General features: G+C 72.5%; 18 protein-coding genes, 2 tRNA genes and 1 other RNA gene. 6 read left to right on the top strand and 15 right to left on the bottom strand.

The window, feature by feature from the left end; all coding sequences use genetic code 11:
- The first annotated feature begins 81 nt into the window (after window positions 1-81).
- From ACWDUZ_RS20670 to ACWDUZ_RS20650, 5 genes are all read left to right on the top strand, one after another.
- Window positions 82-1,020 carry an ABC transporter ATP-binding protein gene (locus ACWDUZ_RS20670; RefSeq protein WP_451633232.1) on the top strand — a complete coding sequence of 313 codons (939 nt, stop codon included), beginning with the start codon at window positions 82-84 and terminating at the stop codon, window positions 1,018-1,020.
- Complete coding sequence (locus ACWDUZ_RS20665; RefSeq protein WP_451633231.1) at window positions 1,017-1,796, top strand: ABC transporter permease; 780 nt, start codon at window positions 1,017-1,019, stop codon at window positions 1,794-1,796. The genes ACWDUZ_RS20670 and ACWDUZ_RS20665 overlap by 4 nt, the downstream gene beginning before the upstream one ends.
- Before the next feature lie 40 nt (window positions 1,797-1,836).
- Window positions 1,837-3,072, top strand: a complete 1,236-nt coding sequence (locus ACWDUZ_RS20660) for a sensor histidine kinase (protein WP_451633230.1) — start codon at window positions 1,837-1,839, stop codon at window positions 3,070-3,072.
- Window positions 3,069-3,683, top strand: a complete 615-nt coding sequence (locus tag ACWDUZ_RS20655; RefSeq protein ID WP_451633229.1) for a response regulator — start codon at window positions 3,069-3,071, stop codon at window positions 3,681-3,683. Before ACWDUZ_RS20660 ends, ACWDUZ_RS20655 begins: the two co-directional genes overlap by 4 nt.
- Before the next feature lie 23 nt (window positions 3,684-3,706).
- Window positions 3,707-3,782, top strand: a tRNA-Gly gene (locus ACWDUZ_RS20650).
- Between the two features lie 49 nt (window positions 3,783-3,831).
- On the opposite strand, the gene ACWDUZ_RS20645 is transcribed toward ACWDUZ_RS20650, so the two are convergent.
- From ACWDUZ_RS20645 to ffs, 6 genes are all read right to left on the bottom strand, one after another.
- Window positions 3,832-4,731 carry a phosphoribosylaminoimidazolesuccinocarboxamide synthase gene (locus ACWDUZ_RS20645; protein WP_451633228.1) on the bottom strand — a complete coding sequence of 300 codons (900 nt, stop codon included), beginning with the start codon at window positions 4,729-4,731 and terminating at the stop codon, window positions 3,832-3,834.
- 91 nt (window positions 4,732-4,822) lie between these two features.
- Complete coding sequence (locus tag ACWDUZ_RS20640; RefSeq protein ID WP_451633227.1) at window positions 4,823-6,367, bottom strand: N,N-dimethylformamidase beta subunit family domain-containing protein; 1,545 nt, start codon at window positions 6,365-6,367, stop codon at window positions 4,823-4,825.
- Between the two features lie 198 nt (window positions 6,368-6,565).
- A complete protein-coding gene (locus ACWDUZ_RS20635; protein ID WP_451633271.1) occupies window positions 6,566-8,593 on the bottom strand; it encodes a hypothetical protein in 2,028 nt (675 codons plus the stop codon).
- Window positions 8,594-8,910: 317 nt separating this feature from the next.
- Entirely contained in the window at window positions 8,911-10,164 is a 1,254-nt protein-coding gene (purD, locus tag ACWDUZ_RS20630; RefSeq protein ID WP_451633226.1) for a phosphoribosylamine--glycine ligase, read from the bottom strand.
- Between the two features lie 163 nt (window positions 10,165-10,327).
- A complete protein-coding gene (locus ACWDUZ_RS20625; protein WP_451633225.1) occupies window positions 10,328-12,745 on the bottom strand; it encodes a DNA polymerase III subunit gamma and tau in 2,418 nt (805 codons plus the stop codon).
- Window positions 12,746-12,841: 96 nt separating this feature from the next.
- Window positions 12,842-12,940, bottom strand: an RNA gene (ffs, locus tag ACWDUZ_RS20620) — signal recognition particle sRNA small type.
- Window positions 12,941-13,012: 72 nt separating this feature from the next.
- Between ffs and ACWDUZ_RS20615 the strand changes: the two genes are divergently transcribed.
- Window positions 13,013-13,097 (top strand) — tRNA-Ser (locus ACWDUZ_RS20615).
- 65 nt (window positions 13,098-13,162) lie between these two features.
- On the opposite strand, the gene ACWDUZ_RS20610 is transcribed toward ACWDUZ_RS20615, so the two are convergent.
- From ACWDUZ_RS20610 to ACWDUZ_RS20570, 9 genes are all read right to left on the bottom strand, one after another.
- Complete coding sequence (locus ACWDUZ_RS20610) at window positions 13,163-14,443, bottom strand: tyrosine-type recombinase/integrase (RefSeq protein WP_451633224.1); 1,281 nt, start codon at window positions 14,441-14,443, stop codon at window positions 13,163-13,165.
- Window positions 14,444-14,527: 84 nt separating this feature from the next.
- Window positions 14,528-14,746 carry a helix-turn-helix domain-containing protein gene (locus ACWDUZ_RS20605; RefSeq protein WP_451633223.1) on the bottom strand — a complete coding sequence of 73 codons (219 nt, stop codon included), beginning with the start codon at window positions 14,744-14,746 and terminating at the stop codon, window positions 14,528-14,530.
- A 177-nt stretch (window positions 14,747-14,923) separates the two neighbouring features.
- Window positions 14,924-16,183, bottom strand: coding sequence for a DUF3631 domain-containing protein (locus ACWDUZ_RS20600; RefSeq protein ID WP_451633222.1), 1,260 nt, complete (start codon window positions 16,181-16,183; stop codon window positions 14,924-14,926).
- Between the two features lie 190 nt (window positions 16,184-16,373).
- Entirely contained in the window at window positions 16,374-17,345 is a 972-nt protein-coding gene (locus tag ACWDUZ_RS20595; RefSeq protein ID WP_451633221.1) for a bifunctional DNA primase/polymerase, read from the bottom strand.
- Between the two features lie 89 nt (window positions 17,346-17,434).
- Entirely contained in the window at window positions 17,435-17,890 is a 456-nt protein-coding gene (gene ssb / locus ACWDUZ_RS20590) for a single-stranded DNA-binding protein (RefSeq protein WP_451633220.1), read from the bottom strand.
- Window positions 17,891-17,907: 17 nt separating this feature from the next.
- Window positions 17,908-18,411 carry a hypothetical protein gene (locus ACWDUZ_RS20585; protein ID WP_451633219.1) on the bottom strand — a complete coding sequence of 168 codons (504 nt, stop codon included), beginning with the start codon at window positions 18,409-18,411 and terminating at the stop codon, window positions 17,908-17,910.
- Between the two features lie 18 nt (window positions 18,412-18,429).
- Complete coding sequence (locus ACWDUZ_RS20580) at window positions 18,430-18,621, bottom strand: hypothetical protein (protein WP_451633218.1); 192 nt, start codon at window positions 18,619-18,621, stop codon at window positions 18,430-18,432.
- Window positions 18,622-18,844: 223 nt separating this feature from the next.
- The gene (locus tag ACWDUZ_RS20575) at window positions 18,845-20,935 is read right to left on the bottom strand and encodes a hypothetical protein (protein WP_451633217.1); all 2,091 of its coding nucleotides are present in this window, start codon (window positions 20,933-20,935) and stop codon (window positions 18,845-18,847) included.
- 1 nt (window position 20,936) lies between these two features.
- A complete protein-coding gene (locus ACWDUZ_RS20570; protein ID WP_451633216.1) occupies window positions 20,937-22,520 on the bottom strand; it encodes a hypothetical protein in 1,584 nt (527 codons plus the stop codon).
- Window positions 22,521-22,606: the final 86 nt, after the last annotated feature.

The raw sequence follows: 22,606 nt of genomic DNA, 5'->3' as shown, positions 1-22,606 counted from the left end.
TGGACCGTTTCTGACATTTGTCATGCCGGGCGATGACACCGCGCACTGCCGGCGGACCCGGTTCGCCGGGACGCTGATGTCATGGACAGGAACGAACACGAACACGTGATAGAGGTCACCGACCTGCGGCGCGTGTACGGGGGCGGGTTCGAGGCCGTGCGCGGCATCACCTTTTCCGTGGGCCGCGGCGAGATCTTCGCGCTGCTGGGCACGAACGGTGCGGGCAAGACGTCCACGGTCGAACTGCTGGAGGGGCTCGCCCCGCCGGCCGGGGGACGGGTGCGGGTCCTCGGGCACGATCCGTACCGGGAGCGGACGTCCGTACGGCCGAGGACCGGCGTCATGCTCCAGGAGGGCGGCTTCCCCTCGGAGCTGACCGTCGCGGAGACCGCGCGGTTGTGGGCGCGATGCGTGAGCGGAGCGCGGCCGCAGGAGGAGGCGCTGGCGATGGTCGGGCTGGCCGGGCGGACCGGCGTACGGGTCAAGCAGCTGTCCGGGGGCGAGCGGCGGCGCCTGGACCTGGCGCTCGCGCTGCTCGGCAGGCCCGAGGTGCTGTTCCTGGACGAGCCCACGACCGGCCTGGACGCCGAAGGACGCCGCGGCACCTGGGAGTTGGTCCGCACCCTGCGCGACGGGGGCACGACGGTGCTGCTGACCACGCACTACCTGGAGGAGGCCGAGGGCCTCGCCGACCGGCTGGCGATCCTGCACGAGGGGCGCATCGCGGCCACCGGCACCCCTGAGGAGGTGACCGCCGCCCGGCCCTCGCGGATCTCCTTCCGGCTGCCCGACGGTTACTTCCTCGGGGACCTGCCGCCGCTCGGTGAGCTGGGCGTGTGCGGGCACGAGGTGGACGGCGACCTCGTACGGCTGCGGACGCGGGAGTTGCAGCGGGCGGCCACCGGGCTGCTGGTGTGGGCCGAGCGGGCGCGGGTCGAACTGGGCGGGCTCGATGTGCGCTCGGCCTCCCTGGAGGAGGCGTTCCTGGGGATCGCGCGGAACCAGGAGGTGGCCGCATGACCACCTCCGTCCTCGCTCCCGCGGGCAGGCGGCTGCGGGCGCTGGCCCGGGCGGAGCTCACCCTGCTCGGGCGCAACCGGGGCGCACTGGTCACGGCCCTGCTGGTGCCGCTCGTGCTGCCGTTCAGCGTGCGGCCGGCGGTCGACCGGATGGACCTGAAGGCGCAGGGCCTGAACATCGGCACCGTCATGGTGACGGCCGCGATCGGGTTCGCCTTCCTCTTCGCCGTGTACACCTCGCTGGTGAGCGCCTACGTGGCCCGCCGCGAGGAGCTCGTCCTCAAGCGGCTGCGCACAGGCGAACTCGGCGACGCCGAGATCCTCGCCGGCACCGCGCTGCCCGCCGTCTGCGTCGGCCTCGCCCAGTGCGTGGTGGTCTCCGTCGGCTGCGTGGTGCTGCTCGAGGCGGGGGCGCCCGAGGCGCCGTATCTGACGGTCCTGGGTGTGCTGGCGGGCCTGGTGCTGTCCGCCGCGCTGGCCGCGCTCACCGCCGCGTTCACCAGGACCGTGGAGAGCGCCCAGGTCACCGCGCTCCCGCTGGTGTTCGTGTCGATGCTGGGCTCGGGCATGGCGGTCCCGACGGAGATCCTGCCCGACCGGCTGGCGTCCGTCTGCGAGCTCCTGCCGCTCTCCCCCGCGATCAGGCTGGTCCAAGGCGGCTGGACCGGACAGCTGAGCGCGTACGAGGCGCTGGGCGCCGTGGCGACGGCGGTGGCCTGGACCGTGTCGGCGGTGTTTGCTGTACGGCGGTGGTTCCGCTGGGAACCCCGGCGCTGAGAGACGGACCGGCGGACGGCCGGCGGGTGGGGAGAGCGTGGTGTTGGAGCGGATTCGGGGATGGCAGCGGCGCCACTGGGGCGAGCGCAGCAAGGCCGAGCGGGTCGAGTTCCAGACCGTGGTGACCTGGTACCTGACGACCTGGTTCTTCTCCCTGTGCTGGCTGGCGCTGCCGATGGTGGGCGGGCTCGAGCGGCGGCCGGCGCCGCTGGCCGTCGGCTGCCTGCTCCTGGTCGTCGCCTGCCTGCAGTGCGTGGAGGCCAACCGGCGCACCCGGCCCGTGCTCGACCACTACCTGGGCCGCGCCGAGCTGCCGCCCACGGCCCTGCGGCCCGCCGCCGTGCTGCTCGCCGGCGCGCTGGCGCTGACCCTGGTGCTCGCGGCGATCGACGGCGCCGACCCCGTGGCCGTACGGCTCGCCATCGGCGCCGTGCTGCTGCCGCCCGGCGTGCTGTACGGCCTCGTCCTGCCCACCCGGGTGTTCCTGCGCCGGTCCGCGCTGCTCGCCCTGGTGCTCATGGCCGCGTTCGGCTGCATCGAGCCCGCGCCGGGCCCGATCGCCGTGATCGGTGTCCTGACCGCCTTCGGCGCGCTCTTCTCGCTGCTCGCCTGCCGCTGCGGCGCGTGGACGCTGTCCGTGCTGTGGGAGGCGGAGCGGGCCCGGGAGACCGAGGCGCGACTCGCCGTCGCCGAGGAACGGCTGCGGTTCGGCCGGGACCTGCACGACGTGATGGGGCGGAACCTGGCCGTCATCGCGCTCAAGAGCGAACTCGCCGTGCAGCTGGCGCGGCGCGGACGGCCCGAGGCGGTGGAGCAGATGATCGAGGTGCAGCGGATCGCGCAGGAGTCGCAGCGGGAGGTCCGCGCCGTCGTACGGGGCTACCGGGAAGCCGACCTGACAGCCGAACTCACCGGAGCTCAGGGTGTGTTGAGCGCGGCCGGGATTCACTGCGAGGTGCGCGGGCAGGCCGGCGGGCTGGACGGCGAGGTGCAGTCGGCGCTGGGATGGGTCGTACGGGAGGCGACGACGAACGTGCTGCGGCACGGGGACGCCGCCCGATGCGACATCGCGCTGGACGCCGACGACCGGCGCGTCGTGCTGACCGTGCGGAACGACGGCGCCGCCGCAGCCGCGGCCGGTGGCGGATCCGGGCTGGCCGGACTGCGGGAGCGGCTGTCGGCGGTGGGCGGAACCCTGGAGGCGGGCCATGACGGCGAGGACACGTTCCGGGTGACCGTCGAAGTGCCCCTGAGCGTGAGAGAGGTCACGGCATGACCGATCCGGTACGGCTGCTGCTCGCCGACGACGAACACCTCATCCGTGGCGCGCTCGCCGCGCTGCTCGCCCTGGAGGACGACCTGGTGATCGTCGCCGAGGCCGCCAGCGGACCGGAGGCGCTGGCGATGGCACGGGCGCACGAGCCGGACGTGGCCGTGCTCGACCTGCAGATGCCGGGCGCCGACGGTGTGAAGGTCGCCACATTCCTGCGGACCGAACTGCCGGGCTGCCAGGTGCTGATCGTCACCAGCCACGGGCGGCCGGGACACCTGAAGCGGGCCCTTGCGGCGGGGGTGCGCGGCTTCGTCCCGAAGACCGTCAGCGCCCAGCGGCTCGCGGAGATCATCCGCACGGTGCACGCCGGGAACCGTTACGTCGACCCCGAGTTGGCCGCCGACGCCATCGCCTCGGGAGACTCCCCGCTGACCGCGCGGGAGGCCGAGGTGCTGGAACTGGCCGCCGACGGGGCGCCCGTCGCGGACATCGCCGAGCGGGCCGCGCTGTCGCAGGGCACCGTGCGCAACTACCTGTCGTCGGCCGTCTCGAAAATCGGCGCGGAGAACCGGCACGCGGCAGTACGTCTCGCACGCGAGCGAGGTTGGGTATAGTTGGCGTCGCGCCACGGCGCAGTGCGGACGTAGCTCAGTTGGTAGAGCGCAACCTTGCCAAGGTTGAGGTCGCGAGTTCGAGCCTCGTCGTCCGCTCCAGTGAAGGGCCCCCGGTTCCGCCGGGGGCCCTCTCGCGTGCTGCGGCCCTTCAGGACCAGGTGGTGCCCGTCAGGCGCTCGTACGCCTCCACGTACTTCGCCCGCGTCGCCTCCACCACCCGCTCGGGCAGCGGCGGCGGGGGCTGCTCGCTCCCGCGGTCCCAGCCGGACTCGGCGGACGTCAGCCAGTCCCGCACGAACTGCTTGTCGTACGACGGCTGCGCGCGGCCCGGCTGCCACTGGTCGGCCGGCCAGAAGCGGGAGGAGTCCGGGGTGAGCACCTCGTCGGCGATGACCAGGGTGTCCCCGTCGAAGCCGAACTCGAACTTGGTGTCGGCCAGGATGATCCCGCGCTCGCGGGCGATGTCGCGGGCCCGGCCGTAGACGGCGAGGGTCGCCTGGCGCAGTTGCGCGGCGGTCTCCGCACCGACCTGGCGCGCCACCTCCTCGTAGGAGACGTTCTCGTCGTGCTCGCCGACCTCGGCCTTGGTGGCCGGGGTGAAGATCGGGGCGGGCAGTTCGGAGCCGTCGACGAGACCCTCGGGCAGGGCGAGGCCGCACACCGTGCGGGAGTCGTTGTACTCCGCCAGGCCGGACCCGGTGAGGTAGCCGCGGGCCACGCACTCCACCGGGACCATCCTCAGCGACTTGCACACCAGGGTGCGACCGGCCCAGTCGGCGGGCGCACCTACGGGAACGTCGGTGCTGATGACGTGGTGGGGAACCAGATCGGCGAGGCGGTCGAACCACCACAGGGACAGCTGTGTGAGGATGCGGCCCTTGTCGGGGATCTCGGTGGGCAGCACCCAGTCGTAGGCGGACATGCGGTCGCTGGCGACCATCACGAGGTCGCCCGCCTCGTTCTGGTACAGCTCGCGCACCTTTCCGGTGTGCAGGTGCACCAGGCCCGGAACCTGGATCGGCTCGGGCTTTTCTACGAATCCGGACACGGTTCCTCCCCGTGGTTCTGTCCAATGGTCCGATTCTCCCGTATCGGACACGGTCCTCGGACAGCGGGTGGCGCGAGGGCCCGCCGGAGGGTCAGTCCCGTTTGCAGATGCGGTCGAGAAGGTTGGCCGTGGCCCGCTGGATGCGGGCGTCGACATGACCGGGGCGGTCCAGCGCCGGGGACCACGCGAACGTCCCGGAGGCGAAGACCAGGGCGCCGGACGGGGCCCGGTACAGGGACGTCTCCTGGTGACGCAGGACGCCCTCGGTGTCGGTGTACGGGGAGTGCGCCAGCAGGATGCGGTCCTCGTGGTCGGGGAGCGGGGTACGCGGGAAGTAGCGGTCGGCCTCGCCCGCGACCAGACCCTCGATCTCGTCGCCCTCCTTCGCGCCGGTGGCATCCCACAACCAGTGGCCGGCGTTGCGGACGATCAGCGGATGGGGCTCGGGGACGCGCCCGGCGTACTGGATGCCGACCAGTTGCTGCTCCGGGCGGTCGATCTCCCGCCACAGCACCGGCCGGCCCGGACCCCTGCGTTTGCGGCAGGTCAGCAGGCGGTCGGCGACACCGGAGGGGGAAGGGCCCAGCTCCACCTGCCAGTACATGCTGTTGGCGGAGAGGAAGACCAGGGACGTGCCGTGCTCGCGGGCGAGTTCCACGGTGCGGCGCATCGGGATCGACCAGTACTCGTCGTGGCCGGGGAAGACCAGGCCGCGGTAGCGGGTGGGGTCGATGCGGCCGGCGTGCAGGTCACGGGCGTCGGCGTAGGCGACGTCGTAGCCGTAGCGCTCGGCCCAGCGGATGAAGTCGTAGGCATGGCCGACGTGCAGCGGCAGGCCCGCGCCCGCGTACGGCCGGTCGAAGGAGACCGTGGTCGCCGCGTCCGCCTCGCCGAGCAGACGGCCCTCCTCGTCCCAGGCGTGGTAGAGGCTGGCGCCGGTGCGCCCGTCCTCCGGGTAGAGGTTGTAGGCCTGCCAGGTGACGTCGGGCAGGAGAAGGAGCAGGTCCGCCGGGTGGTTGTCGCGCACCGTGAAGGGGACGTGGGAGCGGTAGCCGTCGGCGGTGGTCAGCACGGCGACGTAGGCACCGATGCTCCAGTACGACGGGACCTGCAACCGCCAGGACAGCCACCAGTGGTGGCAGGAGACCGTGCGGTCCGCGGTGAGCGGTGGGGGCTGGACGATGCCGGACAGACGCGGGCTCGTGGTGATCTTCGCGGCGCCGTCGCCGTTGTAGTGGCCGATGCGGTAGATGTCGACGCTGAACTGCTGCGGCGGATCGACGGTGATGTGGAAGTCGATGGCCTCGCCGGGCGTGACCGGGCCGTTGGAGACGAAACCTTTGATCTGCCGGCGCACGTCGTCGGCGGAGCGGGGGCCGCCGGCGGAGGAGCGGGGGGCGGGCACCCGGGGGGCGGTGGCGGTCGTGCCCCCGGCGGCCGCTCCCGGCACGCCGGTGGTGCCGGGTGCCGCGCCGGTTCCCGACTGCGGGTCGACGTACCACGGGACGACCTGGCCCGTGTCGTCGAAGTACGTCTCGCTGCCGCGCAGCCAGGGGACGGGACCCTGGCCGAAGGGGTCCGTCACGGCGTGTGCGAGTGCTCCCGACTCCCAGCGTCGGATCCGCTCCGATCCCATGGCCGTCCCCTCCCTCGTGCCCCCGTGACATGTGGTGCGGCAGTGCGGGTCTGTCGTATGTCGTGTGCGTTTGCCAGGTGCGTGAACGATCCCAGCACATCACATTACGCACGCATGCTGTCACTACTCGTTGCGAATTGACCGAAAGTGGAAGGCGGGGGTCCGTTAGCGCGCTCGAGGACCGGGCATCGGCGCAGGTCAGACGAGTCGTACGGGCTTTTCCGGACGTATGCCCGAATCGACCAGCCAGGCGCGCAACGGGACCGGATCGCCCTCTTCGACCAGCGCGCGGACCTTGGTGCCGAGGTCGACGGCTCTCTCCCCGTTGATGAGGAGGGAGGGACCGTCGAGCCAGTCGAGGCCCGGGGTCGCGCCGGCGGTGTCCATCGCCGCGCAGCAGACCATCGCGGTGACGTGGTCGGCGAGGAGATCCCGGCCGGTGCGCGGCGGCTGCAGGGGGAACAGCGGGAGCGAGCCCTCGTCCCAGAGGGGGAGCGCTCCGGGGACATGGCCGACGGCACCGGATCCGGCTCCCGGCGGCGCCGTCCCGGCTGACGCGGGCGCAGTGGCCTCCTCGCGGGCCAGCTCGGCGCTCAGCCCGGCCGCGAGCGCCGCACTCCGCTCGTTCCCCACATCACCGTCCTCGGCTGGGCCGATGTCGGGGGTGGGGCCGATGTCGGGGATGGCGGGGCTGGTGTCGGGCGCGTGCTCGGCGTCTTCGGTGGGCCGGGTGTCCCTCGTGCCGTCGGTGTTCGCGGTGCGCTCGGTGTCCGGTGGCGTGCGCACGGTGTCCGGTGGCGTGGTCGCGGCGTCGTCGGCCGTGGGAGCGGCTTGGTCCCGGGCCGGGGGTGCCGGCGGAGCGGGCGAGGTCGTGGCATGAGAGGCGGCGGTGGTGGGGGTGTGCGGTCGCGCGGACAGGTGGTCCAGCACGCGGGCCAGGGTCGGGCCGTGGGGATCGGACGCCGGGCGGTTCGGGGAGCGGCGAACGCCGAGCGTGTCCAGGACCCGGTGGAGGCGGGCCGCGTCGGTGCGCCACTTGCGGTCGACGACCTCTTCCGGGTACTCGTGCCAGTCCACCGGGGACCAGTCCGGGCCGTGCTCCGCGGGGCCGCCGTGGAACAGCCGCGCCGCCAGCAGTGAGGTGGCCTCGTCGACCACGCCGGGCTCCTCGAGGAGATCGCAGGCCGGGCGCTCGCCGAGCCGGGAGGCGAAGCCCTCGGCCAGGCGGTCACGGCGGGACAGCTCGGTGAGGGCGGCCACGACGCCCGCGTCCAGCCGGGAGGGCCAGCGGCCCATGCGCCAGGCGGGGAGCGCGACCCGGGTGAGCAGCCGGTCCCAGCCGGCGTACGCCAGGCCCACCTGTTCCTGGGCGACGATTCTCAGGCCGTAGTCCACAGCCTGTGCACGCTCGGCGGCCGCGGCCGCCACTCCGCGCTCCATCTCGGCCGCGTACTCCCGGCAGCCGCGCAACAGCAGCCGGGCCACCCAGCCGACGCCCGCACACACCGCGCCGGCCGGGAAACGGCGTCCGGGCGCCGAGGTGACGGCCACCGCCGCGTCCAGCCCCCGCACGAAACGGCGGGCCGCGGCTATGTCCGGGTGCGCCGAAGGTCCCGTACCGGCGACCACGGGGGCGAGGACGGCCCGCAGCTCCCCGACCCGCATCCACCACAGGAACGGCGAGCCTATGACGAGCACGGGGGCCGCCGCCGTACGGCGGGGGCGGGCCGCGGCCAGGCCGCGCAGTCCGTACGGCTCGTCACGGGTGTCGTGGCCACGGCCGGCGTCGGCGTGGTGGCCGTGGGCCGTGGGGGGAGGACCGTGGGCCGGATGGGTGCGGTCCTCCAGCCAGCTGTCGCAGTCCGGGGTGACCGCTATGGCGGACGGAGCGGGCACGTCGAGGCGGTCGGCGAGGTCGCGCACCAGGCGGTACAGGTCCGGGGCGGACTCCTCGGGGATCGGGACCGTCGGGCTCATCGCGGGGCGGGCACGGGCGACGACGAGGCCGATGCCGGTGGCGGCGAGCACGACGACCACCGCGAGGGCACCCACCACCCAGCGCGCGAGGTCCCAGCCATGGCCGACGAGATGACCGGTGGCGCCTCCGGCGAGCAGGATCACGGCCAGGGCGGCGGGCAGCAGGGCGACGGCCAGCGCCCGGCTGCGTACATGCAGCACGGCGAGGGCCCGGGAGCGCGCGGACTGCACACCGACCTCCACACCCATACCGGTCACGACCGGACCTCACCCCCTCACGACTGTCCTGACTGCCCTGTGTTGCTCACTCCCCCACTGTGGCACCCGCCACTGACATCGCAATGCCGGTGGGCCAAGTGCCGGAACGCTTGCGCCGCACCCTAGTTGGGGCCCCGGCCTGCGTCAGCCGTATGGGCCATCGCTCACTCGATGGAATGGCTTTGGTCAGAGGTGGACGACAGACAGCGACACTCGGGCCCCGGATCGCGTCCGGGGCCGAGTGTCGAGAGGCGCCTGATGCTGCGGGTCGGCGAGCGCCTGGTGATGCCGTGGTGGGTGGCGGTGGGCTATGCGCCGGCCGCCGCCTTCGCCGCGATGTCCGTACGGTGCTGGGAGCCGTCGAGGCGGATCCGGCCCACGGCCGTGTACGCCCGCTCGCGGGCCTCGGTCAGGTCCTTGCCGCTCGCCGTCACGGACAGCACACGGCCGCCCGCGCTCACCACGGTGTCGCCGTCCCGCTTGGTGCCGGCGTGCAGCACGTACGCGTGCGGGGCGTCCTGGGCCGCGACCTCGTCGAGGCCGGTGATCGGGTCGCCGGTGCGCGGGGTGCCGGGGTAGTTGTGCGAGGCGACGACCACGGTGACGGCCGCGTCGTCGCTCCAGCGCAGGGGCTCCAGATGGGCGAGGTCGCCGGTGGCCGCGGCCATCAGCACGCCGCCGAGCGGGGTCTGGAGGCGGGCCAGGACCACCTGGGTCTCCGGGTCGCCGAAACGGGCGTTGAACTCGATCACCCGGACACCGCGACTGGTGATCGCCAGGCCGGCGTAGAGGAGACCGGAGAACGGGGTGCCCCGGCGGCGCATCTCGTCGACGGTGGGCTGCAGCACCGTCCGCAGCACGTCGTCCACGAGCCCGGGATCGGCCCAGGGCAGCGGGGAGTACGCGCCCATGCCGCCGGTGTTCGGGCCCTGGTCACCGTCCAGGGCGCGCTTGAAGTCCTGGGCGGGCTGGAGCGGGACCACCGTCTCGCCGTCGGTGACGGCGAAGAGGGAGACCTCAGGACCGTCGAGGTACTCCTCGATCACCACACGGTCGCAGGCCGCGGCGTGCGACCGGGCCACCTCGACGTCGCCGGTGACGACGACACCCTTGCCGGCGGCGAGACCGTCGTCCTTGACGACGTACGGCGCGCCGAAGGCGTCGAGGGCTTCGGCGACCTCCACCGGCGTCGTGCAGACGTAGGAGCGTGCCGTGGGTACGCCGGCCGCGGCCATCACGTCCTTGGCGAAGGCCTTGGAGCCCTCGAGCTGCGCGGCCGCCCGGGAGGGGCCGAAGACCGGGATGCCCGCCTCGCGCACGGTGTCGGCGACCCCGGCGACCAGCGGCGCCTCCGGGCCGACGACCACGAGGTCGGCACCGAGCTCCGTGGCCAGCGCGGAGACGGCCGCGCCGTCGAGGGCGTCGACCGGGTGCAGCTCGGCGACCTCGGCGATGCCGGCGTTGCCGGGCGCGCAGTGCAGCGCGGTGACGTCGGGGTCGAGGGACAGGGAACGGCACAGGGCGTGCTCGCGGGCGCCGCTACCGATGACGAGGACCTTCACGGGGTCAGCCTAACGGCAGGAGGCGGGCGCGGTTTGTGCGGGTTGCCGAGGGCGGGACGCAGGGGCGTTCGTACGTTCCTCCGACGGGCGGGCGGCGCCTTCCGGCGGGCGACGTCCCCTGCGGGGCACCCCGGGCATCCCGGGCGGCCCGATGCCCGGCCCGCTACTCGGTCGTGTACTCCTCGACCACCGTGGCGCCCAGCTCCCGCACGATCAGCTCGTGACCGGACAGGGCGGACTCGTCGAGGTCGGGGTCGTCGTCCTCGGGGATGTCGTCCTCGGGAGCGACGGGGGGCGGCTCGGGGGCGCTGGGCCGCGAGGAGGGAGCCGCGGCGGGTGGGCCCGCGGCCGGACCCGCCGCCGCGCCCGCCGACGGCTGGGCCGGGCGCGCGCCCGGTGCGGAGGAACCGGTGCCGCCCGGAGCGGCGGACCGGGGGGCCGTCGCGGGCCGGGCCGCGGCCGGGGCACTGCCTCCGTAGCCGCCGGCGGTGTGTCCGCCGCCTCCGCCGTACCCGCCGGCGGCCGACGGGGCGGAGCCCCCGCCACCCGTCGGGTCGACGATCGCCTCGATGTTCCACTGCACGTGGAACTGCTCGGCCAGCGCCTGCCGCAGCACGTCCTCGCTGCCGTTGCTGACGAAGCTGTCGCGTGGCCCGGCGCCGGCGAAGCCGAGTTGCAGGGTCGTCCCGTCGAAGCCTGCGACGTGGGCGTACTGGTCCAGCATGATCCAGGTGACCTTGCGGCGGTTCTTGACCGCTTCCAGGATGTTCGGCCACAGCTGCCGCGGGTCGAGCCCGCCGGGGACCGGACCGGACGCCTGGGGACCGGGGCCGGGGGCCTGAGGGCCCCGGGCGAAGGGCGCGGGCGCGGCGGGAGCGGGGGCAGGCGGACCGCTCGCCGACCGTCCCGCGCCGGGCGCGGCAGCCGTCGGCCAGCCCCCGGGACGCCGCGCACCGCCCGCGGGTGCGGCCGTGGGCCAGGCGCCGGGCGCGGAGGCGGACGGGGCAGCCGGCGGGGGCGACCCCTGAGGGCGGTCACCGGAGGCGGGAGCGGCAGCGGACGCGGGAGCGGCAGCGGCGGTGGGAGCGGGATCGGAGGCGGGCCGGGAGACAGGTGCCGGCGCAGGCGCGGAGGGCCCTTCGGCGCCCGCGTGCCCGAACCCACGACCGGATCCCGCACCCTCGGACGACGCACCCGTGGCGGGCGCACCGGCCGGCGACGCACCGGCACCACTGACACCGCCGTCCGCGGCACCGCCGGCCCCGGGACCACCCGCCCCGGCCCCGGAAGCCCGCACCGCGGCCCGAGCCGCCGCCGCGCCACCACCGGGCGGCACCGGCGCGTCGGCCCCGCCGGCGCCGGCGTGGGTATCGGGACCGGGCACGTACCCCATGGCGGGCGCCCCCGCACCCGTGGAGAGGCTCACACCCCGCTCGAGCCGGTCGAGACGGGCCATCACGGACCGCTCGTCACCGTAGGCGGCGGGCAGCAGCACGCGGGCGCAGATCAGCTCGAGCTGGAGGCGGGGCGAGGTGGCGCCTCGCATCTCGGTCAGACCCTCGTTGACGAGGTCGGCGGCGCGGCTCAGTTCGGCGGCGCCGAAGGAGCGGGCCTGGGCCTGCATCCGCTCGACGACGTCGACCGGGGCGTCGATGAGCCCCTTCTCGGCGGCATCGGGCACGGCGGCCAGGATCACCAGGTCCCGCAGCCGCTCCAGCAGGTCGGCGACGAACCGACGGGGGTCGTTGCCACCCTCGATCACACGGTCGACGACCTCGAAGGCGGCGGAGCCGTCCCCGGAGGCGAAGGACTCGACGACGGAGTCGAGCAGCGAGCCGTCGGTGTACCCGAGGAGCGAGGTGGCCATGGCATAGGTCACACCTTCTTCCCCCGCACCGGCGAGCAGCTGGTCCATGACGGACATGGAGTCACGCACGGAGCCGGCGCCGGCCCGCACGACCAGGGGAAGCACTCCGTCCTCGACGGGAATGTTCTCCTTGTGGCACACCTCACCGAGGTACTCCCGCAGGGTCCCCGGCGGGACCAGCCGGAAGGGGTAGTGGTGGGTCCGGGAGCGGATGGTCCCGATGACCTTCTCGGGTTCGGTGGTGGCGAAGATGAACTTCAGGTGCTCCGGCGGCTCCTCGACCACCTTCAGCAGCGCGTTGAACCCGGCCGACGTGACCATGTGGGCCTCGTCGATGATGTAGATCTTGTAGCGGCTGCGCGCGGGCCCGAAGAAGGCCTTCTCCCGCAGGTCACGGGCGTCGTCCACACCGCCGTGCGACGCGGCGTCGATCTCGATGACGTCGATGGACCCGGGTCCGTTCCTGGCCAGGTCGCGGCAGGACTCGCACTCGCCGCAGGGCGTGGGCGTCGGCCCCTTCTCGCAGTTCAGACAGCGGGCGAGGATGCGCGCGCTGGTCGTCTTGCCGCATCCGCGCGGACCGCTGAACAGGTACGCGTGATTGACCCGGTTGTTCCGCAGCGCCTGCTGCAGCGGGTCGGTGACATGCTCCTGCCCGATGACCTCGGCGAAGGACTCCGGGCGGTAGCGGCGGTACAGCGCGAGAGACGACACGCATACGAGGTTATAGGCGCCCACTGACAACCGGCCGTGGACAAGCGTCGCCCTCTGACGGCTCGGCCCCACCCGCCCGGGACGCCCCCCACCGGGAACGCAAGCGCCCCCCACGCACCCGCCAGAGCCGACCTACCCTTGCTGCCTTCCGGCCCTGGGGGAGTTCAGTCAGATAGCGCCGCGTGAGGGGCTCCGGAAAGAGTACCCGATCCCCGGGGCGAGGAACGAGTTCGCGAGCACTCCTCTCGGTCATGTAATGTTTCCGGCGGAGGATTCGCCTAGAGGCCTAGGGCGCACGCTTGGAAAGCGTGTTGGGGGCAACCCCTCACGAGTTCGAATCTCGTATCCTCCGCAGCCGCCTGAACAGGCGAAACGAAGCGGCCCCGCTGATCACAGCGGGGCCGCTTCGTTGTCCACTCAGCCGCCGTTGTCCCGGTTTTTGTCCACAGGCGGTGTTTCCGGCGCTCCCCAGATGGCTCGCTCGATCTTCCGGGCCGCCTCCTTCAGCATGGGGTCGGTCACATGCAGGTACCGCGCCCGCATCCTGGCAGCGCCTCCCGGCTCCCATCCCATGATCTGGTCGATGACCCGGTCCGGGACCCCGAGCAGCATCAGGACCGTGCCGGCCGTGTGGCGGGCGTCGTGCAGTCGACCGTCACGGACCCCGGCGTCCTCCAGCAGTTTCTTCCAGTCGTGATAGTCCGTGTTCGGGCTGAGCGGACCCCCCAGCCGCTTGGTGAACACGTACTCCGACTCCACCCACAGGTTCCCGGCAGTCTCGCGCTCTCGCTCCTGCGCTTCCTCGTGAGCGCGGAGCATCACGACCAGGGGACCAGGGAGGGGCACCGCGCGGCGCCCGGCGCGGGACTTGGTGTTCTTGGTCTCGCGCCGTACCTGCACCCGGTCCGGGCAATACCCGGCCTTCCGGCCGCAGGGGGCCGCCTCGTCGCAGCCATGCTCGTACTTCGGCCGCAGCCGGTTCCGGCGAAGCTTCAGGTACTCGTTGTCCAGGTCGACGTCAGACCATCGCAGCCCGAGCGTCTCGCCCTGCCGCAGTCCGAGCGCCAAGGCGAGCATCCAGCGGGCGCTGTTCCTTCGCTTGTTGACTTCGAGCAGCAGGCTTTGCACCTCGTCCACCGAGTAGGGCTCAACCTCGGTTTCTTCCTCCTCCATGCGCGGCGGCTTCGCCAGCGCGGCAGCGTTCTTGGCTACGTAGCCGCGCCGCACCGCCTCGCCCAGGGCGGTGCGAGCCGTCCGGTGGGCCTGGTGCGCCGTGCCCGGCTTGCTGCCGGAGTTCTGCATCCGGCGGTACAGGCTCTCCAGATGCTCCGGCTCCAGGCGGTCAAGCCGGTGCTTGCCAATGCCGGGAACCAGGTGCACCCGTACGGCCACCTCATAGCCGGCGTACGTGTTCTCGCTGATGACAGGCCGAGCGATGTTCTCCACCCAGTGCTCAAGCCACTTTGCGACGGTCCACGGCTTGCCGGGCTGCCGCGCCGAACCCTCGTCGCGCTGCTTCTCCAGCTTCCGAACCTCGTCAACCAGCTCTTTGCGGGTCGGGCGCGTCAGGTGGCGGCGGTACGGCGTGCCGTCGTCCTTGTAGCCCATCGGCACTCGGGCGTGCCAACGGCCGTCCTTTCCGAAGTAGATGGCGGATTCGCCGTTGGCGCGGCGGGTGCGCTTGTTCTCTTCTGCCACAGGCAGGCTCCTGCTTTCTCCCTGTCGGGGCGGAAACCGAGGCGGCGGGCAGTCCTGGAGGACTGCCCGCCGCCTCGGGCGTCTTCAAGCGGCTCGCCGGGCCGCGCGTCGGCTGGCGAGGTACGCGGCTGGCGCGTCGGCGGGGACGCGGCGAAGACGGCCGATGTCGATGGACTCCAGCTCTCCGGAGCGGATGAGCGCGTAGCACGTGGTCCGGCCGATACGGAGTCGGCGGGCGGCCTCTTCGACGGTCAGGAGGACAAGGGTGTGGTCGATGGAGTCGGCGAGTTGGGCCGTGTCCATGCGGCGGATCTCCTTCTTCTCGCGACGGTGAGGGCGGCGGGCCCTTCTGGAAAATCCGCAACATCCGCCACGCCGCAACATTGCAGGTCAGCGGCTTGGATTTGTTGCGGATGCCGGTTGTGTTGCGGATAGGTGCCGCCGCGCAGTGGCGCGGCGGCACCGTGGGGCGGTGGGTCGTCAGCCGACGATGCGCAGCGGGCGTGTGTCGGCTTCCGCGGACGTGTTGCGGCTTCCGTCGGGGGGTTCCGCCACGGATTCACCCTCGTTGACCTGCGATGTTGCGGATGTTGCGGATGTTGCGGACTTTTCGAGGGGCGGGGGGCAGTAGCGGGCCCAGGCGTCCTCCAGGTCCTCCGCGTAGTAGCCCTTCGGGGTGCCGCTGCCGACTCGGACGCTGCGGGGCTTGATGGGGGCGTTGTCGGGGCGGACGTACTGGCTCAGCAGCTTGGACAGGCCGCGGGCGGTGAGCGGTTTGCCGTCGTCGTTCATGTCGGCCCAGGGGGCGTCATCGAGTTCGTGGAGGGCTTTCAGGATGGCGGCGGTGGGCATGCGGTCAGCGCCGCAGAACACCTTGTCGCGCAGGTCAGTCAGCAGGCGAACGCCGAGGGAGGCTTCGTTGCTTTCCTCTCCGGCTGCCTTGATGAGTTCCACGCAGGCGGCGCGGGCGCGCTCGGGCCAGTGGCCGCCGGCCGCGTCGGCGACCGCGAGGAGTGGTTCCCATACGTCGGCGGGCCGGTCGGAGACTCCCTCGGGCATCTCGGGCCACGCTTCGGCGACCTGGTCGTGCACGGTGGCGGCCCACTCGGCGAGCCGGTCACGCAGGGCGTTGCCTTGCTTTTCGTGGACGCGCCGCCGGTAGGGTTCGACCTTCTCGTTGGGGGCGCGCTTGCGCATGCGGATGATGACGGAGCGGGTCAGGATCGTGTCCGGCAGGGAACCGAGCCCGGCCATGGCGACGGCGCAGAACGAGGCGAACCACGCGGACGTCTGGTTCGAGCCGTCCCCGACGCAGCGCAGGGACTTGGCGCCGCGCCGGTAGCCGGAGTTCAGGAACCCGCGGACCTCTTCGTTGCCGCCAGCCTTGGGGCCGAACACGGTGTCGATCTCGTCGAAGAGGAGTGTCGGCTTGCCTTCTTCGGCTTCCACGAGCCGGAAGAGCGCGTTGGCGGAGGCGTTGACGGTGGTGGCCGCTCGCGGGGTGAGGGTCTCCACGATCTCCAAGGCCCGGGACTTGCCCGAGCCCGGTTCCGGGGAGAGGAAGGCGAGGCGGGCGGTGCCGTCGAATGCATCGATCAGGTGCGCGTGCGCGTCCCACAGGGTGACGGCGACGTAGGCGGCCTCGGTGGGGAAGACGTTGAAGCGGCGGTGGAACGCTTCCACCTCATCGAGCAGGCCAGCGCCGTCGATGGACGGGGCAGGTGCAGTGGTGTCGGTCATGCGGCGTTCCTCCCTTCCAGGTTTCGGGACGGGCACGAGGTGTGGTGAATCGTGGGGAAGAGCTGAAAGGACGCCCTTCGGGCGACCTTCTTTCGGCCGCCTCCGCACCACGCATCGCGAGCAAGCGAGGCGTGATGCGGCCCGTCGACGGCGAGGGCAGGGCAATCCAGGTGGGGGGATCGGGGGCCGGTCATACGGCCTCCCGCGGTGTGGCGTTGGCGATCAGCCATTCCATGGCGCTGCGGATCGTCGCGCGGCACTCGGCCGCCGGCAGTCCGACCGACTCCCCCGCCGCCTGGATTGCCTCTTCCACCGTGGTGCGGGCGATGTGACCCCAGGCGACGAACCGGGCCACCTTGCACGTGCTCCGATAGAGCGTGGTGTTGCGCCCACCCTCGGAGGCGGCGCGGATGACGGCGCACTCCCGCTCCAGCGCAGTCCGCGCGGCTTTGGTGCCGTCCCACACCCGTGTGGGTGCAGGCGCGGCCTCCGGTTTGGTCGGCTCGGTGAGCAGGGCGGCGAGCCAGTCGGGCAGCGCGGCGACGGTGGCCACCTCGGCTACCTCATAGGCACCCTCTTCGGTGGTGCTGCCGGGGGCGACGACGTACCCGCCCCACGCCCGGGTGTCGATATGCGGAGCCAGCCGCTTCACGCTGCACTTCAGCCGCGCTCCAGGCGGGGCGGTGAAGTACAGGTGCCGTCCCCCGCTGGGGGTCCGCACCTGGTAGGTGAGCGGGTAGGGCTGTCCGGCGCGCTCGCAGAGCGCCTTGAAAGAAGTGGCGCCGTCAGGCGCTCCTTCTTGCTCTTCCGGCTTGGGCACGTCCAGATCGACGACGAGCAGTCCGGCCGGGCCGGTGGCGATACCGACGTTGTAGGGCCGGTTCGCCCACGCCGCCTGGATCAGTTCCGGGTCGGTGGTGGCCCGCTGCTCCGGGGTGCGGTGCCCGCCAGCGCAGCGCCCGGTACCAGGGCAGGCCCGTTCGGGGTGCCCGGCGGGCCGTTTAGTGCCGGGATGCAGGGGGATGACGGGCCAGCCGCGCTCCGCGGAGAGCAGGGCGGCGGCGAGCAGGTGCAGGTTCTCCAGGGCGACGGTCGGGGGCTCGTTTACGTCTAAGGGCTGCGGCACGGCCGACAGTCGCCGGATGCGTGCGGGTTGGGTCATGCTGGATGTCTCCAGTTCCTTGATGGGTGCTGGCTGGCAAGGGCGGCCCCGGAATCTTTGGCGAGAGGTTGGGGCCGCCCTTGGCGTAGCTAGAACGGGGGTTCGGCGTCCGATCCCGCCGCGGCGGCGCTGTTGGCCGCGGCCCACGGGTCGTCGCCGACCGGGCCGCTCGACGTGGCGCGCTTGGCGTTGATGGTCACCGTGGTGAACCGGATGGAAGCGCCAATGTCGTCGATCTCGACGGCGAGCATGGAGCGCTTCTCGCCCTGCTCGGTGGTCCAGTCGTGCTGCCGCATCCGCCCGCTGGCCACCACGCGAGAGCCCTTCTTCAGGCTGTCGGCGATGTGCTCGGCCAGGGTGCGCCAGGCGGCGCAGCGGTAGAAGGCGGTGGTGCCGTCCTTCCACTGGTTGGCGGTGCGGTCGAAGGTGCGCGGGGTGACGGCGATGGTGAACTTCGCCAGCGCGGCGCCGGAGTCGGTGAACTTCAGCTCCGGGTCATCGGTCAGGTTGCCGACGAGGGTGATGGGGGTCTCTCCGAACGACATGCGGTTTCCTTCCGGGGTCAGCGGTTGAGTTCGTTGCGGTTGCGGGCGATCAGCCCGTAGGCGGGCGCGCTGATCGTGTTGTTCTCCTGCCGGACCGGGCCCGCGTAGTGGTGGTGGGTTTCGGTGTGCGTGGCCTTGATGGACCGGACGGCGGAGCCGATGGCGGCGGCGACCGCGGCCACCGCCGCGATCGGGAGGGTGACGAACAGGACGCTGGTCAGGGTCACGGCGGCGAATCCTTGGCAGGCGAGCCAGATCCCGCACCCGAGCCCGACGCATCCGGCGCCGACCCCGATGCCGACGACCGCGGTCCCGGCGGCCCACGCCGGAACGATGCGGTTGTCCGGCTGCGGGACGGGCGGGGTGGCGCCGTAGGCGGGCAGCGGGGTGGGGTCGCGGTAGGCGGTGGGCATCTGCGGCACGGGCCGGTAGGCGTCGGCGATGATCCGGCGGGCCTCTTCGGTGGCTTCCGTGTCGGTCATGCGCGGCTGCCAGGCTGCGTGCTGATTGTGGTCGGGCATGGCGGTCTCCTGCCGGGGTCAGGTGATGTGGCGGGCGGCGGCGGCGAACGCCAGGCATATGGCGCGGATGGCGTCGGCGGCGCCGGTGCCGGCGGTGAAGAAGCCGAACAGGAACAGCACGAGAGCGCTGAGCGGGCCGACGTACCGGCCGCGCAGAAGGACAAGGGTCAGCACCCCGAGGAGTGCGACGGCGGAGAGGGTCACGATCACGGGTGGCCTCCCGGCAAACGCAGAGCGGGCAGCATCGCTCCGGACGCCGCCCGCGGCTTGTTCACGTTGGGTTACAGATCTAGTGGGGTGTAGTGGGTAGTGGGTAGTGGGGTCCCCAGTGGGGGATGCCTGTTCAGACGCGCTACGCGCCCCAGTAGTGGCCTCACTGGGTAGTGGGGCGGTTCCCCACTACCCACTACTCAGTAGCGCTGCGTGAGGGCTTTCAGGCGTGGTCGGGGTGGACGTAGACCGAGTGCGGGCCGTTGTCCCGGTAGACCAACTGGCCTCGCTCGACAGCGGCTTGGAGGGCGGCGCGGACGGTCTTGCGGTCCTTGCCGACCAGTTCCGCGACCGCGGACGGCTTCATGCCCTCCGCCCCGGTGGCCTTGATCGCGTCCAGAGCGGCGGGCAGCCAGGCCGGGCCCTGCTCGCGCTCGTCCCGCAGCGCCGACAGGTTCAGCCCCTGCGCAGCGGGCGGAGTCTCGGCCTCGGTCGTCTGCGGGTCCGGGGCGGTGGCGAACTGTGCGTCGATCTCCGCGCGGAAGCGGCGCAGCATCTCGTCTTCCGGCGAGACCTGCTCGGCGGGCTGCTCCTGGCGCAGCGCCGACAGGCGCAGCGCCGACGCCGGCCCGTACGGCTCGGCGTCGGTGCTGTCGTCGAAGGCGACCTGGTCGCGCATCCATGCGGTGCGGTCGGCATCCCAGCGGCCCGCGTAGGCAGGCCCAGCGGCCTTGGCGGAGATGTCGTCCAGGGTGGGGTGCCGGTCGGAGGTGGCGGCGATGATCTCGCGGATCTGGTTCGGGAGGATCCGCCAGGCCTTGAACAGCGCGGCCGGGGACTCGGGGGTGCCCATAAACCCGGCTCCCTTGTGGGGGGCCTGGTCGACGCGCAGTCCGCGGCTGCCGGGGAACATCTTCGACAGGTCCATGCCCTCGGTCTCACCGCCGGTCAGGGCGACGCGGACCTTGGCTTCCCGGCGGATCATCAGGTTGCTCAGCACGCTCCCGGTGGCCCCGAGCGCGGTGAGGACGGTGCGGATGCCCATGGCGCGGGCGATCCGGATCACTTCCAGGATCTTCTCCCCGAGCTTGCGGATCTGCCGGTCGGGGCTGGCCAGGATCTCCGCGCCCTCATCGATGACCAGCATGATCTGCGGAATCTTGGCGCTGATGGGCAATAGGTCGGTGTTGTGGCGGGCGAGCAGGTCCTGATAGCCCATCTTGCGCTGCTTGGCCACGCGTACGGCGGTGTCCAGCATGGTCATGGCTTCGTCGAACGTGCCGGCCAGCCAGTCGATGCCGGGCTGCACGGGCTTGCCGTCCTCGGCTGTGATCTCCCCGTTGAGTGCGGGCAGGACCCAGGGCAACCCGGCGCTGCCGGCGTTGAGGTCGATCACCCAGGTCAGGATGTCCTCGGCGCGGGCGAACCCGGCCAGGATCGAGTGGACCATGTTCGTCTTGCCCGAACCGGTGGGGCCGACGATCAGCGCGCACTGCTCGCGCAGGTAGGCGAGGATCTGTTCGGCGTTGGTGCGGTATCCCCAGGGGATGCCGGTGTGCAGGGACAGCGGCCCGTAGTCGGTCGGGTAGGTGCGCTCCTGTTCCAGCACGTTGACCGTGGTCACGTCGATGATGACGCGGCCCTGGTGGATGCCGGGGGAGGCGGTGGCGGTGCAGCCGTGCGGCAGACGCGCATCCGCGGACAGCCGCGCCGACTCGGCGGCGATTTTGTTCCAGGTGGCGCCGCCGGGCGGGAGTTCGGCGTCCAGGGAGTATCCGGCGCCGGTCTGCCACATCTCGACGCCCACGACGCGGATGGTGACGCTGCAGACCCGCTGGATGCGGTCGATCCATTCCGCGGCGATCGCTCGGCGCTCCGCGGACAGCTCCCGCGCGATGGCCCGCTGCTCCGCGGCGATGGCCTCCTCTTCCCGCGCTTCCTCATAGAGCGCCGAAGAGCGGGCGGCGGCGCCGATACCGACGCCGATGGTGGCCAGCGATCCGAGGGCGGCCCAGGTCAGGGGGCCGTGGGTGATGGCCCATGTGGTCCAGCCTGCGCCGATGAGCCAGGAGGCGGCGCGGGTGGCGAGGGTGCGGCCGGCGTTGCGTACGCGCAGTCCGACGACGGTGTGTCCGAGGGCGCCGGCCGCGCCGACGGCGAGGGCCCATCCGGGGGGCATGGCGGTGGCGGCGCCGGTGGTGGCGACGGCGAAGGCTCCGGTGGTGGCGGACAGGGCGCCGGTCACGGGTCCGTGACCGGCGCTCCAGTCCAGCACCGGGCCACTGGGCTGCTGCTTCGTGGCGGCGCTGCTCATGTCAGACGTTCCAGCCCTTCTCGGCCTCGTGGCCGTTGCGGGGGTCCTCGTGGCGGGCGATGTCCTGCTCGTGGGCCTGACGGAACAGCGGCCCCATGTCCTCGGCGACGGCGACGGCGCTCATCAGGGCACCGAAGATGTCGTTGAAGCCGTCCGCGACTTCCTTCTCCAGCGGGAACTCCGAGTCGGAGCGCTCGGCGAGGATCTTCATCACGTTGGCCACGCTGGTCAGTGCGGCCGGGAGGCCCTCGACCATGGCGAGGATCTCCATGGCGTTCTCGGGGTCGTACTGGGTGGCGGCCTGCTCCATCTCGGCCGCGACTTCTTCGAACCGGAATCCGGACACGTGTTCTCCTTCGCTCACCTCGGGTGTGGTGCTGGTGGGGACCGTGGTCGCGGGTCGCTGAACGCCGTCCGCGATGCCGTCCGTGCCGTCCTTCGCGGCCTCCGCATCGGCGGCGGCTTCCTGCTCGCGCAGGTTCTTGCGGGTGGTCTCGTCGCGTGCTGCGCGCTGGTCGGCAGCCACGCCGACCAGGCGCCGGTACAGGCGGCGGCCGGGGTTCATCAGCCACGGAATGCCGAACTTGCGTCCGAGCGGGGTGGTGATGAGGCCGAGCAGGCCCACAGGCAGGGCGAGCAGGGCGGCGAGCAGGCGGCGGCCGTGGAAGCGGGCCGCGGACCGGCGCAGAGCCTGCCGGGCGGCCTTGCGGGCCGGGGCCTTACGCACCTGGGCACGCTGCGCGGCGATGGTGTTGCCGGTCTTGGCATCCCGCCTGGCCCGGTTCTTGGTCACCGCGGCATCCCGCGCGGCACGGGCCTTACGGACGGCACCGCCGAAGAGGCGGCCCACACCGGTGCCTCCCTTGCCCAGTCGGCGGCTGCCAGCTGCGGCCTTGGCGTTCCTGCGGGCGTCGGCCACCGCGCGGCGGGCAGCCGTAGTCTGCGCCCGCTTGTCCGCGCGGGACCCGGCACCACTCTTCTGCGCGGCTCGCAGGGCCTTGACCTGCCCCAGCCGACCAGCGGACTTCCCCGCACCGTTGGCGGCGCGCTTCGTCAGGCCGTGGCCAGCCTTGCCGCCGCTCTTCGTACCGGCCGCAGTGCTGCCGCGGCGGTGCTGGCCCGGCACACCGCCCGACCGGCCCCCAACGCCACGACCAGCACGGGAGCTGCCCGAACGGCCACCGCCGCTACGGCTGCCGCTGCTTCGCGCTCCACCCGCTCCCGTCCGACTCTGGCGCAAGCCCGCGCTCCGGGCGGCGCTGCGGCCGGCGGCGCGCGCGGCGGCCCGTCGTGCCTCGCGGCGCGGGTTCGGCTGGCGGGAGCGGACGGTGGCGACCGTGCCCAGGACTACGGCGCCGGTTACGGCAAGCAGGGCGGCGATCGGCCCGCCAGCCAGGGAGGCGGCGGCGACTGTGCCCACGGTGCTGTTCGCCCCGGTCAGAGCGAGCGGGACCACCGGCCAGCCGCCGGGCGTGTGCTCCACCTCCTTCGCGTCCTTGGCCGCGGCGGGCGTGGGGTCGGGCGGCGGGGCCGAAGGGGTGGGGGCAGCCTCGACGGCTACCGGCTCAGTGCTGAGTTCCGTCATGCTGTGAGCACTCCTCTTGGGGAGTAGGGCCCGGCCGAGGCTGTAGGAGGCGGTTGGCCGGGCCTGTCGAATGAGGGTTGAGGGCC

The organism is Streptomyces sp. NPDC003393, assembly GCF_053589015.1.
The sequence above is the reverse complement of the archived record's forward strand: the minus strand, read 5'-3'. Positions and strand labels throughout refer to the sequence as shown.